The sequence below is a fragment of the Armatimonadota bacterium genome (genome assembly GCA_020354555.1).
Taxonomy (GTDB): Bacteria; Armatimonadota; Hebobacteria.
Map to the genome: position 1 here is coordinate 531393 of CP070648.1, position 13018 is coordinate 544410.

Annotated in this window: 13 protein-coding genes; 5 read left to right on the forward strand and 8 right to left on the reverse strand. The window is 67.2% G+C overall.

Annotation, left to right across the window (positions count from 1 at the left end; genetic code table 11):
- Window positions 1–346: hypothetical protein (locus JSV65_02160; protein ID UCH35177.1), on the forward strand; the 346-nt coding region annotated here is incomplete at its 5' end.
- A 41-nt stretch (window positions 347–387) separates the two neighbouring features.
- Here the strand turns inward: JSV65_02160 and JSV65_02165 are convergent.
- The 8 genes from JSV65_02165 to secD form a co-directional block, all read right to left on the reverse strand.
- The gene (locus JSV65_02165; GenBank protein UCH35178.1) at window positions 388–813 is read right to left on the reverse strand and encodes a pre-16S rRNA-processing nuclease YqgF; all 426 of its coding nucleotides are present in this window, start codon (window positions 811–813) and stop codon (window positions 388–390) included.
- Between the two features lie 12 nt (window positions 814–825).
- The gene (gene atpB / locus JSV65_02170; protein UCH35179.1) at window positions 826–1689 is read right to left on the reverse strand and encodes a F0F1 ATP synthase subunit A; all 864 of its coding nucleotides are present in this window, start codon (window positions 1687–1689) and stop codon (window positions 826–828) included.
- A gap of 1 nt (window position 1690) precedes the next feature.
- Window positions 1691–2095, reverse strand: coding sequence for an ATP synthase subunit I (locus tag JSV65_02175; protein UCH35180.1), 405 nt, complete (start codon window positions 2093–2095; stop codon window positions 1691–1693).
- 2 nt (window positions 2096–2097) lie between these two features.
- On the reverse strand, window positions 2098–2319 hold the full coding sequence (locus tag JSV65_02180) for an AtpZ/AtpI family protein (protein UCH35181.1): 222 nt from the start codon (window positions 2317–2319) through the stop codon (window positions 2098–2100).
- Window positions 2320–2470: 151 nt separating this feature from the next.
- Entirely contained in the window at window positions 2471–4222 is a 1752-nt protein-coding gene (gene recJ, locus JSV65_02185; protein ID UCH35182.1) for a single-stranded-DNA-specific exonuclease RecJ, read from the reverse strand.
- An 81-nt stretch (window positions 4223–4303) separates the two neighbouring features.
- Complete coding sequence (locus JSV65_02190; GenBank protein UCH35183.1) at window positions 4304–5218, reverse strand: cation transporter; 915 nt, start codon at window positions 5216–5218, stop codon at window positions 4304–4306.
- A gap of 111 nt (window positions 5219–5329) precedes the next feature.
- Window positions 5330–6493 (reverse strand): protein translocase subunit SecF, encoded by a 1164-nt coding sequence (gene secF / locus JSV65_02195; protein UCH35184.1) that lies wholly within the window; start codon window positions 6491–6493, stop codon window positions 5330–5332.
- Window positions 6494–6612: 119 nt separating this feature from the next.
- Complete coding sequence (gene secD / locus JSV65_02200; GenBank protein UCH35185.1) at window positions 6613–8268, reverse strand: protein translocase subunit SecD; 1656 nt, start codon at window positions 8266–8268, stop codon at window positions 6613–6615.
- A 499-nt stretch (window positions 8269–8767) separates the two neighbouring features.
- On the opposite strand from secD, the gene lysA reads away from it, so the two are divergent.
- The 4 genes from lysA to JSV65_02220 form a co-directional block, all read left to right on the forward strand.
- Complete coding sequence (gene lysA, locus JSV65_02205) at window positions 8768–10081, forward strand: diaminopimelate decarboxylase (protein UCH36675.1); 1314 nt, start codon at window positions 8768–8770, stop codon at window positions 10079–10081.
- A gap of 3 nt (window positions 10082–10084) precedes the next feature.
- The gene (locus JSV65_02210) at window positions 10085–11425 is read left to right on the forward strand and encodes a CCA tRNA nucleotidyltransferase (GenBank protein UCH35186.1); all 1341 of its coding nucleotides are present in this window, start codon (window positions 10085–10087) and stop codon (window positions 11423–11425) included.
- A 42-nt stretch (window positions 11426–11467) separates the two neighbouring features.
- The gene (locus JSV65_02215) at window positions 11468–12736 is read left to right on the forward strand and encodes a DUF58 domain-containing protein (GenBank protein UCH35187.1); all 1269 of its coding nucleotides are present in this window, start codon (window positions 11468–11470) and stop codon (window positions 12734–12736) included.
- A 21-nt stretch (window positions 12737–12757) separates the two neighbouring features.
- Window positions 12758–13018: hypothetical protein (locus JSV65_02220; GenBank protein ID UCH35188.1), on the forward strand; the 261-nt coding region annotated here is incomplete at its 3' end.

The window sequence follows — 13018 nt, forward strand, 5'->3', positions numbered from 1 at the left end:
ACCAGCCAGGATGTCCGCCGGGCAGCTCGAGGCGGGATACCGCCGGGCGTATCGCGACTTCTATCGCTGGGGATCAATCCTTCGCGCCGCATCAGCGAAGGAAAGCGTCGCGGCACGCGCGCGGCACTTGGCCTATGCGGTGGGGTGGAAGAAATGCGAGCCGCTGTGGGACATCATCGTGCGCGCGAAGCGGGTCGGCAACTTCAGCGGGGCGCTTGAGGCTCTCCTTGCCAGCTTCTCCGCCCTCCACCGACGGCCGGTCAGCGAAGTGACTCACGTGGCGGGCGCCGCACCGCCCTGTGGACGACGCCCTGTGACGACGGGGGCGCCGACTGCGCTGCTGTGAGTCCCTCGTTGCGCTCGCCTGGGCGAGTGCCCTGGGCGGTGCTATCCGGCCTGTTCCCCGCGTCCGCGCAGGAACCGCTGCGCAAGAACCACGGCCACATAGTCGTCGTACGGATGGGGCGGCGTCTGTAGCCCGCGCGGCATCAGGCGCCGCCACCCGCGCGGCGGATGCTCGCGGAAATACAGCCGCCGTGCCTCCTCGGTGGAGCGATGTTCGTCTACGGCAGTTGCCTCGACCTGCGGCAGCGCGGCTTCGAGCGCGTGGAGGGCTGCGTCGGCGCCGGTGCGATCGCCGACCACGATCACCGTGATGTCGTACGCTCGTGCCAACTCCTGCGCCCGGGCGGCGAGCTGCTCCGCGGACACCACTTCCCGGGCAAGCGCGTCACCGGTGAAGCTCACCACTGCGATGCCGCACTTATCGCGTCCCGGATCAACGGCGAGGATGGCACGCGGGGACTGGCCCATTGCTATCGCTCGTCACGCAGGCTCGTGCTCCGATTCGGTTTCGAGCGCGAGATAGAGGCACGCCAGAAGCGCGAAGACCAGAGCTTGGATGACACCCATGAGGATGGCGAGCGGCATGATCGCCGCGCTCAGCAGCAGCCCGATCGCGCCGAAGGCCGGCGGCGCGGTCAGCGCGACGTGACTCCCCATTACGTCGAAGCCCGTGACGTGCAGCTTGAACAGTACGAGCAGCGCGGTCGCCAGGCCGAGCAGAATGCCGAGCACGACCTCCTTGCCCATGATATTGCCGAACAGACGCATCGCCAGGCTCAGCGGCCGCACGCACATCGAAATCAGGTGCAGCACGAGCATGAACGGCGCCAAGGGCAGCGCCAGGTACCACGGCAGACTGAGCACGTCAGATACCATGTGCTTGAAGAACCCGAACACGCCGTGGGCCTTCATGCCGTAGTAGATGCTGGCGAGGAAGACGATGATCGCCAGTGACGCTGTCGTGTTAAGATCCGCGGTCGCCGACTTCATGCCGGGGATGAGACCGAATAGGTTCATGAGCAGGATGAAGATGAACAGCGTCCCGATGAACGGCGCGAAGTAGCTGCCCCGCTCCTCCCCGAGGATGCTCTGCGTGAACCCGGTGATGCCGTTGACCGCCAGCTCCATCACCGTCTGCAACCCCCGCGGCACCATGCCCATGCGGCGCGTCCCCACGTAGCACAGAATGCCGATGATCAGCGCGCACAGTACCGCGAAGGGCACCGATTCCGGCACCCACTCCGGCAGCAAATGAACCCGACCAACGTGCCACGGCCCCACGTCGAGCGGTCCGACCTCGATCTCGTAGAGAAATGCCAGCCACGAGCCGTGTTCTTCGTGCATCTCAGTCACCGTCCTTCGGCGACGGCGTCAGCAGCGGACGCGCGCCGAGCAGCACGCGGCCGAATATGACCGCTTGAATCAGGCCGAGCCCCGCGATGAGGGCGAAGACGTTGACCACATCCCAGCGCAGCAGCACGTACAGGATTCCCCCAATCACCGCATACTTGAGCGGCCACGCAAGCACGAGTCGCCGCTTCACTTTGCTCCCCGCGTCGGCCACGACCCATGCCGCCAGCCACTGCCAACTCACCAGAACGCCGATGCTGACCAGCCCCCCGGCGGCCATCCCCGCTGCGGCTCGTCGGCCCCACACCGCCCAGCACACCGCCGCCAGCGTCGCCAGCGTAATCCCCGCTGTGACATATATGCCGCGAAAAAGCCCTGGGCCCAGTTCCGTGTCGGCCATCGTCAGAAGTATTTCGCGAACCGTCGGATTATCCGTATCACTTCCCAGAATCCGGCGGCCACGCCGAGGGTTAGCCCCACAATGCTGAAGATCGGCACCGTCCCCAGCCACCGGTCAAGCGCGTAGCCCCCCAGGAAGCACCCGAAAATGGAGGCGGCCAAGACCATCCCCACCGTGCTCAGAAGCCCGGCCGCGCGCCAGATATCGCGCTGGTCCTTGCCCACCGTGCCACACCGGAAAAGCCGCAGCCCGCGGCCCTATGTTAGCGCACGATGTATCGCGCTGTCAAAAACGGCCCGCAAACGGGTCGTGCGGAGGGCGCCCCGGGATCCAGAAGGCACACCCGAGCGCCGGATGAACAAGCCCTGCAGCGTGCTAGGTCGCCGCCGTCGCTGCCGGCCCGTCCGACAGCGGTTGATCCAAGGCGAGGTCGCGCAGCTTGAGGCGCACCGAACGGCTGCCGCCCCACTCATCAATCTCGGGTAGGCAGCATGCGTCAACCACGGTTCCGGGGGGCAGATGTGCCACAACGTGGCCGAAGCTGAACCATATCGCCCCGGTCGCCACATCGCCCTCTCGCAACACGAGGCGCAGGTGCCGCCCCTCCGCCCCGCATGTATCCACGGATTCAACCGTCAGGTTGCGCAGGCCGATCACGGGTTGCGGATTGCCGGCACCGAACGGCGCCATCGCGTTGATCCCCTCCACCGCTTCAAGCGACAGGCCCGACAGGTCCGCCCAGGCGTCAATCGTCATCACCCGTACCAGGTCCTCGGGGCGCAGCGCCTCGACCGCCTGAGCCGCGAGCTTCGAGCGCAGCGCCTCGATGTTGTCCGGAGCGATGCTGAAACCCGCCGCCAGCTCGTGGCCCCCGAACTCCTCGAGCAGCGACGAGCAGTTGGCCAGAGCGTCGCATATGTGGAAGCCGGGAATGCTGCGGGCCGACCCTCGCGCGAAGCCGTCGGCAATCGCGACGAGAACGACCGGCCGGTAGTGCCGCTCGACCAGGCGCGAGGCGACGATGCCGATCACGCCCGCATGCCAGCCCTCCGCAGCCAGCAGAATCATCCGCTCGCGATCGAGGTCCGCGCTCGACCGGATCATCTCTTCAGCGGATTGGAGAATCCGCCTCTCCTCGTCGCGCCGCTGAGTATTGAGCGAGCACACGTGCTCTGCCAGGTTGCTTGCCTCCGCCGGATCAGAGGTCATCAGCAGCACCGCCGCGGCCTGTGCGTGATCAAGGCGGCCGGCTGCATTGAGGCGCGGCGCGAGCCCGAACGCAACGTTGTAGCTCGTCACCGGTGGTGAGATCGATGCGGCGCGCAGCAGCGCCTGGACGCCGTGCTTTCGCGTTTGATTCAGCGCCGACAGGCCGTGCTTGACCAGGATGCGGTTCTCGCCGGTCAGGCCCACAACGTCCGCGACCGTGCCGATGGCGACGAGATCGAGAAACGCGCGCTCCGCTCCGCGGCGGAGCTTCATATCAGCGGCCAGTGCGTGCAGCAGCTTGTACGCGACACCGACCCCGGAGAGATCCTTGAAGGGATACGCGCAGTCCCCGCGCTTCGGGTTGAGGATCGCCGCGGCCGGCGGCAGCTCGGCTGGCGGCTCGTGGTGGTCGCTGACGATGACTTCGAGACCGAGCTCTTGCGCGCGGCGCAGTTGATCGAACGCGCTGACCCCGCAGTCCACCGTCAACAGGAGCCGCACACCGTCCTGTGCCGCCTGCTCGATCGCCGGGATGTTCAGGCCGTACCCGTCCGCTACTCGGTGCGGCAGATAGTAGTCCACGGTCGCGCCCAGCGCGCGCAGGGCGCGGACGAGCAGGGCGGTGGCCGTGACGCCGTCGGCGTCGTAGTCCCCGCATACGCGAATCAGCCCCCCCGCCTCCACGGCGCGCCGGAGACAGGCCACGGCCTCGGGCATATCGCGCATCACCAACGGGTCGTGGAGGTCATCGAGACTGCCGTGGAGGTACTCGCCGGCGTCACTCGCAGCCGTGATCCCTCTCGCGGCGAGCACGTGAGCGACCACCGGCTGTAGGTTGAGTTCCCGGGTCAGGCAGGCGCAGTGCTCCGGATCCGCGGTGAGGTTTCGCCATGACGCGCCAAGGATGCTGTGTCGCACGACTGAGTTCGAGTCCTTGTCTACTGCTCGCGGCGCGTGCCGCGTCGCGTTGGCACGGCGGCGCTCGGGGCTCACCGAGGCTTACTCCTCGTGGCCCGCTGGCTCGACGTGGATCAGCACTTGAACATTCGGGAGCGCACGCCGGATGTCCTCCTCGAGGTGATCGCACAGGTCGTGGGCGTCCGCGATGTGAGTGTCCGGCGGCACCACCAGGTGCAGGTCAATGTGGCGCTCGGAGCCCGCGCGGCGTGAGCGCAGCCTGTGGTAGTCTACAAACTGGGGATAATGCTCCGAGAGAAGCGCCTCGATGAGGCGATACTCAGTCGGCGGCAGCATGCGGTCGGTCAACTGCTGCAGCCCGCGCCACGTGATGTCCCACGCGGCGTGGCCGATGGCGAGGCCGACGATAATGGCCGCGATGGGATCTATCACGTGACCGCCCGGCAGGCCGGCGACCCGCGTGATGTAGATCCCCGCCATGCCCACGAGAACCCCGATACTCGTGTAGACGTCGGTCCTCAGATGCCAGGCGTCGGCTTCGAGAGCCGGCGATTCCGTCTCGTGCGCGACCCGAAACAGCATGGTGGAGACGGCCACGTTAACGGCCGCCGAGATCGCCATGACGACGGCTCCCGCCAGTGGCGTGGTCACCTCGTGTACGGCACCGATGAGACGGCTGATCGCGGCCCAGATGATGCCGGCCGCGGCGGCGAGGATGAGGGCTCCCTCGACGACGGCGGACAGGCTCTCGAACTTGCCGTGGCCGAAAGGATGGCTGCCGTCGGCGGGCTCCGACGCCTTGCGCACCGACCACAACGCCATCACGGCCGCGACGAGGTCAACGCCGGAATGCAGCCCCTCCGCGATCACCGCGATGGAGCCGATAGCGACCCCGACGGCGATCTTGCCCCCGGTTAGGATGCAGTTGGAGATGACGGAGAGCCGAGCCGCTGCTGCCTTCGTGCGCCCCTGTTCGACCAGGTGATCCTGGGCCATGGCTTGTACCGTGTTCGGCCGACGGAATGCCGCGTGTGCGGCCGCGATGGCCGGCGCTTCGGACGGGCGAGCTTCCCGGGAGCGACCGAGGGCGGTGCCCCGCGCGCAGGCTCAGTACCGCCTCTTTCGCTTTCCCTTCTTCTTCGACTTCGCTCGGCTCCGGGCGGAACTGCTCGAAGCACGCTCCTCAGCGGCCGGAGTCGGCCGGGATGCCGGCGCCGGTTCCTCGCTTTCCGGGGCTGCAACAGGCGCGGCGACGGGCCGCTCGGGTTCGACGCGCTTGGGGGGTGTGGCGGGACCGGCTGCGGCCGGCTTGCGCCCCGGCTCTTCGCGCTGCTTCCACCAGACCAGGAGTTGGCTCGCGTTGAAGATCGAGGAATATGTGCCGGCGACCATGCCGATGATGAGCCCGAGGGCGAAGTCGCGCAGCGTCGTGCCGCCGAGGAAGTACAGCGCAACGACGGTGAACAACACCGTCAGTACGGTGTTGACCGACCGCGCCATCGTCTCGAGCAGGCTGATGTTTGTGGTCTCGGCGAACGTCGCGCCTTTGCGCAGGCGCAGGTTCTCGCGGATGCGGTCGAAGATGACCACGGTGTCGTGCACCGAGTAGCCGACGACCGTCAGCACTACCGCCACGAACGGGCTGTTGATCTCCCTGTGCAGTATCGCGAAAGCGCCGAGCAGCACCAGCACGTCATGCACCAAAGCCGCAATCGCGCACACCGCGAACTTGAAGTCGTAGCGGATGACGATCCACAGCAGCACCAGCGCGAGGCCGATGGTGACCGCCCAAATGGCCTTCGCGATCAGCTCGCGACTGATCACCGGCCCCACCATCTCGGTCGACATGAGTTCGGCGCCGGGGTAGCGTTTCTCGAGCGCCGCCAGCATGCGGTGGGCCTGATCCTGTATCTCGTCGTTCATCGCCGCGGACTCGGTGGTAGCGGTCTTCGTCCGCATCAGGATTTCGTTCTTGGGACCGACCGGGGAGCCGGCGATCTGGATCTCCGCGGTGATACCGAGGGCCTCGGCATCGCGCCGAATGCCCGCCAGCGCGGGTGCGATCTCTTGCTGTGTGAAGGACTGCTCGACCCGGAAAGAGAGCTGGCCGCCCGGGATGAAGTCAATGCCGTAGTTCAGAGCCTGGCCGTAGTTGATGCGGTTCGTGATCAGGAAATAGAGGCCGGTCGCGATGATGACGAAGGAGAGCGCGAACCAATAGTTGCGTCGCCCGACCAAATCCCACTTGCGGCCTCGAAATAGCTCGACCAAAATATGTCCTCCGAATGACAGCCCCGGAAACCGCGGCTGCGCGCCCTACCGTCTCGACCTCACGCCGCGACCCGTTCCCGCCGGCGCCGACCTCGTTCCGGCGCGCAAGCCGCCCTCCGTCACACCCCGAACCACGACAGCTTGCTCGCCGCTTTCGTGCTCGCGGTCATGTTCATGAACAGCCGGGTGATCGTCACCGCGGTGAACAGGCTGCACGCCACCCCGATCAGCAGCGTCACCGCGAAGCCCTTGACCGCCGCCGGGGTCAGGCCGATCAGAACGAGCGCGGTCAGAATGCTGCACACGTTGGAATCGAGGATCGCCGTCCACGCGCGGTTGAAGCCGGCCTCGACGGCGCTCTTCAGCGTCTTCTGCGCGCGCAGCTCCTCCTTGAGGCGCTCGAAGATGATGACGTTGGCATCTACCGCCATGCCGATTGACAAGATGATTCCGAAAATGCCCGGCAGCGTCAGCGTCGTGCCGAACATCTTGAGCACCGCGAGCACCAGCAGGCAATAGATGATGAGCGCCAGGTCCGCCAGCAGCCCCGGCAGCCGGTAGTAAGCGACCATGAAAATGAGAACTGCGATCAGGCCGACCAGCCCCGCCCACATGCTGCGGATCAACGAGTCCTTGCCCAGCGTCGCGCTCACCGTCCGGCTCTCTTCGACATCGAGTGGAATCGGTAGCGCGCCTGAGTTGAGCAGCACCGCGAGCTGCTGCGCCTCCCGCGTCGTACCGATGCCCTCGATAATCCCCTCGGTCTTGATCGCCGCCTTGACCACAGGCGCGGAGATCACCCTGTTGTCCAAAACGATGGCGAGGTGTTGGCCTCGGTGCGTGCGCGTGAACTTATGGAACGCCTCCGCGCCCTCCGGGCCGGGCTTCAGCTCGAAGTGCACGTACGGGAATCCCGACGCGTCATGGTCGACATATGCGTTCGGCTTGAGCTGATCGCCGCGCACGATCACCGGCGATTCCGCGATCACCTGCGCCTCCGGCACGTCGCGGCCGGCCTCATCCGTGAAGTACACCCGCTGCAGCCCGCTGTCCTCAGTCTCCGCAGCCACCTGGTACCTGCGCGGAACGTGACGAAACTCGAGCTGCGCCGTGCTCCGAATCAGTCCCAGCGCCTGCTCCGGGTCCGTGATGCCGGGCAGCTTGACGATGATCCGGTCGCTCCCTTCGGTCTGCAGAATCGTCTCCGCAAGGCCGAGCCTGTTCACTCGTTGCTCCAGGATGTCCTTGACCTGGCTCAGCATCGTGCGCGTCATCTGGATGGGATCCAGGCTCGTCGCCTCCACCGGCCCGTACTCTTTGCCCAGGCCATCCTTCAGCCGCTCGAGGATCAGCTCCTGATAACGCTCCGCCTCCGTGCGCTCCTCAGCCTGGACGCGGATCGACACCGCCTTCGTCGCAATGTCAATCCCCTCCACCTCGCCAATGTCGCTGAGGAGTTGGGCGACGATCCCTTGCATCTCCACGCGGTCGGTGTCTTCAGGTGCGATCGCCTTGGCAAACTCGTACGTCAGCACCGCCTGGCTGCGTGCCTTCAGCACCACATGTATGCCGCCGCGCAGGTCGAGCCCGAGGTTCACCGTCGGCACCGGGGGATATATGAACAGCGGCCCGACCGTCGCTGCGGGCGCCACCTCCTCGCCCGCGCGCAGCGGATCGGTGCGCGGAGCGAACCGCAGCGGCTCGAAAACGATCTGAAAACAGGCCACGAAGAGCACGATGATGCCGATAAGCCACGCCCGGGTACGCGCTTGCATGAGAACCTCATGACGCCAGCAGAAAAAATTCCGAAGCCACTGGCTTCGGTCGAAGTGATTATAGCGAATCCGGGGGGGCGTTGTCAATGAGATCCGGATTGGCGCACTGCGGAGCCGCGTTCTGCGCCGCCGCCCGTCCTCTCGGCACGTCGGCCCGCCGGAGTCGGCGCTGCGCCGCCCGCCTCAGCGGCTCCCGATTTGACCCGCCGAGCGCGCCCGCGCTCGCCGACCGGCGTGGTACTGCATTGCCACAGGCCCGCGAATTCGCTATAATGGCCCCGGATCGAATCATGGGTATTCCTGTTCCGAACGGTTATGGGGGCGAGACTACCAAGCGCATGTGCAAGCGCACGTGACCGCACGTCTTGTCTCGCCCAGACCGGAACAGGATAGAGATGAGGCGCCAGATCGCAGAGAACCGGTCTGGCGCTTCGAGTTACATGGGGCCGCGGCAGCCGCAATCCGCTGGCCGCGCGGCTCCCCGAGGTGAGGGAAAGTGATGCTTCTCGGAACGCAGAGGATCAATGACGCCGGCTGCCTCGAGGTCGGCGGCTGCGACACCGTCGAGTTGGCACGCCGCTTCGGCACGCCGCTCTACGTCATGGATGAGGCGTGCCTGCGCGATGTGTGCCGCGCCTATCGCGGCGCGTTCGAGAAGCATTTCCAGGACTCCCTGGTCGTCTTCGCGGGCAAGGCGTTTATCACCCTCGCGATGTGCCGCATCGCCGATCAGGAGGGCCTCGGCCTCGACGTTTCCTCCAGCGGCGAACTGCACACCGCCCTGCAAGCGGACTTCCCGCCCGCGCGCATCGTCATGCACGGCAACAACAAGTCCCCCGCTGAACTGGAGATGGCCCTCGACGCTCGCGTCGGGCGCATCGTCGTCGACAGCGAGATCGAGATAGATCTCCTGCAGCGCCTGGCGCATGCCCGCGATGTCGTCGCCGATGTGCTCCTGCGCGCAACCCCCGGCATCGAGGCCCACACTCACCATTATATCCAGACCGGACAGGTGGACTCGAAATTCGGACTCAGCATCGGCGCGCGTCAGGCGCTGCCCGCGGTCGAGCATATCCTCGCCAGCCCGAATCTGCGCCTGAGCGGCCTGCACTGTCACATCGGATCCCAGCTCCTCGACCTCAAGCCCTTCGGCATCTGCGTGCGCATGATGGTGGATTTCATGCGCGACGTGCGCGACGCCACCGGTCATGTCGTCGCCGAACTCGACCTCGGCGGCGGTCTGGGCACGCGCTATCGGGCGACCGATCGTCCGCCCTCGGTCGAGGACTACGCCGCGACCATCAGCACCGCCCTGCGCGAGCAGTGCGAGCAGCATCGCCTGCCTGAGCCGCGGGTCATGGCCGAGCCCGGCCGCAGCATCGTCGGCGAGGCCGGCCTCACCCTCTACACCGTCGGCGTCATCAAACACATCCCCGGCGTGCGCACCTACGCCTCGGTGGACGGCGGCATGTCCGACAACCCTCGCCCCGCGCTCTATCAGGCGGAGTACGAGGCGATAGTCGCCAACAAGGCGTCGTTGCCCGCCAACTCCACCGTCACCATCTCCGGCAAACACTGCGAGACCGACACCCTGATCACCGACGTCGAAGTGCCCGAACTCGCCGTCGGCGACATCATCGCGGTGCAGACGACGGGCGCCTATAATTACAGCATGGCCAGCAACTACAATCGGTTCCCTCGGCCCGCCGTCGTACTCGTCCACGACGGCGAGGCCGACATCATCGTCGAGCGCGACACCCTCGACGATCTCGTCGGTCACGATCGCATCCCGCCTCACCTGGAGCGCCGCTGAGCTGTGCCACATCGTCCTTCCAGAGATCCGGCGCCTCTCTCCCAGCAGGGCAGCCTGGGGGTGCTGCTCCAGCGCTCACTGCCTCGCAAACGGCTGCAAGCGCTGCGCGCCGCCGCTCGCGTCTCGCGCGCCTTAGGGGTGCCCGCTTACCTCATCGGCGGCAGCGTCCGCGACCTGCTGCTCGGCTGCCCGAGCCCGGACCTCGACCTCTGCGTCGTCGGCGATGGCCACGCCTTCGCCCGCAGGTTGGCCGCTGAACTCAGCACGCCGCTGACCCAGGACCGCAGATTCCTGACTGCAAAGATCGCCGCCGCGGGAGGCGCCATTGACGTCGCCACCGCCCGCCGCGAGAGCTACGCCCGCCCCGGAGCGCTCCCCCGCGTCGCCCCGGGAAGCATCGACGACGACTTGGCACGGCGCGATTTCTCCGTCAACGCGATGGCATTGCCGCTCGATCCTCGCCTCGCATCCCAGCTCCTCGACCCCTACGGCGGGCGCGCCGACCTCGCCCGCCGTCAGCTCCGCGTCCTGCATCATCGCAGCTTCATTGATGACCCGACCCGGTTGCTGCGCGCCGCTCGTTACGCCGCGCGGCTCCGCTTTCATCTCGAGCCATCCACCCATGGACTGGCGCGGCAAGCCGTGCGCGCGGATTGCCTGGATACAGTCAGTGGCGACAGGATCCGCCGCGAGTTGTTCCTGCTGCTCGATGAACCCCGGACCTGGGCCGGCGTCGAGCTGTGCCGGCGACTCGGCGTATTGAGATGCATCCATCCCGGTCTGAGCGCCGGGCGGCGGGTCCTCACCGGGCTTCGTCGCATCTCCGGCATATCCGCTTGGTTTTCGCCCGGCGACGGACGGGCACATCCTGACTGTGGCCTCGCGCGCCTGCTCGTGCTCGCCGACGGCTTGTCACTGACGGAAGGCGATGACCTGGGCCCCCGCTTGCGGCTGACCGCGCGCCAGCGGCGCGCGCTGAAGAGCTACCTGACTGCAAAAGGCCGGGTGCGCCGCGCTCTGTCGGCGCCGACGCTGCGCGACAGCGTCCTCGTCCGCGCCCTGGAACCGCTGCCGCCGGAGGCCGTCGCCGCGCTCGCCGCGACATCAACCGATCGAGTCCGGCGCAGGTGCCGGCGTTTCGTCGAGCGGCTGCGCGGTGTCTCCGCGCGCATTCGAGGTGATGACCTCGAGCGGTTGGGCTTCGATCCAGGCCCGGCGTGGGGGCGTGCGTTGGCCGCCGCTCGCGACGCCCGCCTCGACCGCCGCGCCGCGTCGAAAGACGATGAGATCCGTATCGCTGCGACGATCCTGCAGGCCCGCGGCGCGCGCCGACGCCACCGATGACAGCAAGGTCGGATCGCCGCCGCGGTCAGACCGGAATCAGCGATGCTGTACAAGCAAACCGTCCTGCTCACCGGCGTCACCTTCCTCGGGCTGACCGGCTATACCCTCAGGCTCGAGCAATTGTATTTCATGGCCGCGCTGCTCGCGTTCCTCGCGTTGGGCTCGTACGTCGTCTGCGCGTTGTCGGTTCGCGGAATTGACGTCCGCCGCGGCCCCGCGCGCAAGATCTACGAGGACCAGCAGTCCGAACTGCGGATGACGTTGACCAACACCTCTCGTTTGCCCAAGCTCTTCCTCGCCATCGAGGATGTCCTCCCGCGCTGGCTCGAGCCGGTCGGGGGTGCCGCCCCTGACCCGGGCCGAAACCCGACCCACCGGCCGCCGGCGGAAGTGCGCTTCGTCGTACCCATGCTTCTCCCCGGGCGCTCCGTCGAACTCCGCTACCGGGTGCGTGGAGAGAAGCGCGGAGCATTCCTGCTCGGCCCGATCGCCGTGTCGGCCACCGACGCCTTGGGGGCTTTTGTCGTCTCCCGGCCGGTGCAGGCGCCACAGGAGATAATCGTCTACCCCTCGCCCGCGCGCGTTTCGCCTGAAGCCGTCGCGGGCGTTCGCAGCTTCGGCGAGGCCGATACCGAGCAGCTCTCGGCGGCCGGCGCCGGGCTTGAGTTCTACGGCATCCGCGACTACCGTCCCGGGGACGCGCTGCGCCGCATCCATTGGCCGTCCACCGCGCGGCTCGGAGATTTCGCCGTGGTCGAGTTCGAGGAGAGCTTCGGGGCCGATATGGTCATCGCCCTCGACCTGCGCGCCGGCACCGAGTACGGTACGGGCAAGGACACCACCTTGGAAGCGGCGATCAGGGCGGCGGCCTCTCTCGCCGCCCATGCGGTGGACAACGGGGCCTCGGCCACCGTCATCGGGCACGACGCGCGCGCACGGCACCTCGCGTCCGCCCCGCGACCGGAGGAACTCCCAACGGTCCTCGAGGTCCTGGCGCGCATGCAGGCCGACGGCGATACGCCGCTCGCGGCGGCAATCGCACGCGTCAGCGATCTCGTGACGGGCGCGGCCGGCATACTGCTGACCTCGGCGCTCGATGAGACGGTGGCGGCAGCGGCCGAGTCATGGCTCCGCCGCAGAGCGCAGGTCGTCGTGATCCTGTTCGACGCCGCGAGTTGGGGCGCGGACGGAGCGGGCGACGTCTACGCCTTCGGCAATCGGCTCCGGGCAGCCGGAGCGCGCGTCGAGGTGATTCGCCGCGGTGACGACCTCCAATACATGCTCGGGCGTGCGGCAAGCGACGCGGTATGACGCTGGCGCGAGTGGTGAGCGATGCGAGCTGACCGCGATACACTGATAAACGATGCCGTTCTCTACACGGCCGCGTTCGTCGTCAGCGCCTCGGGCGTGCGCGCGGTGACGATGACCATCGGCGACCCCGCCATGTGGAGCGCATTCGTCCTCGTCCTGGCGGCGGGCTTCGGCGTCAGCTGGTTCCTGCGCCGCTTCGCGCAGCTCCGGCCGTACGCTGTGGCGTGGACCGCAGTCCTCGCCGGAGCGGCACTCCTGTGGTATCGGGAAACCGGAACCTTC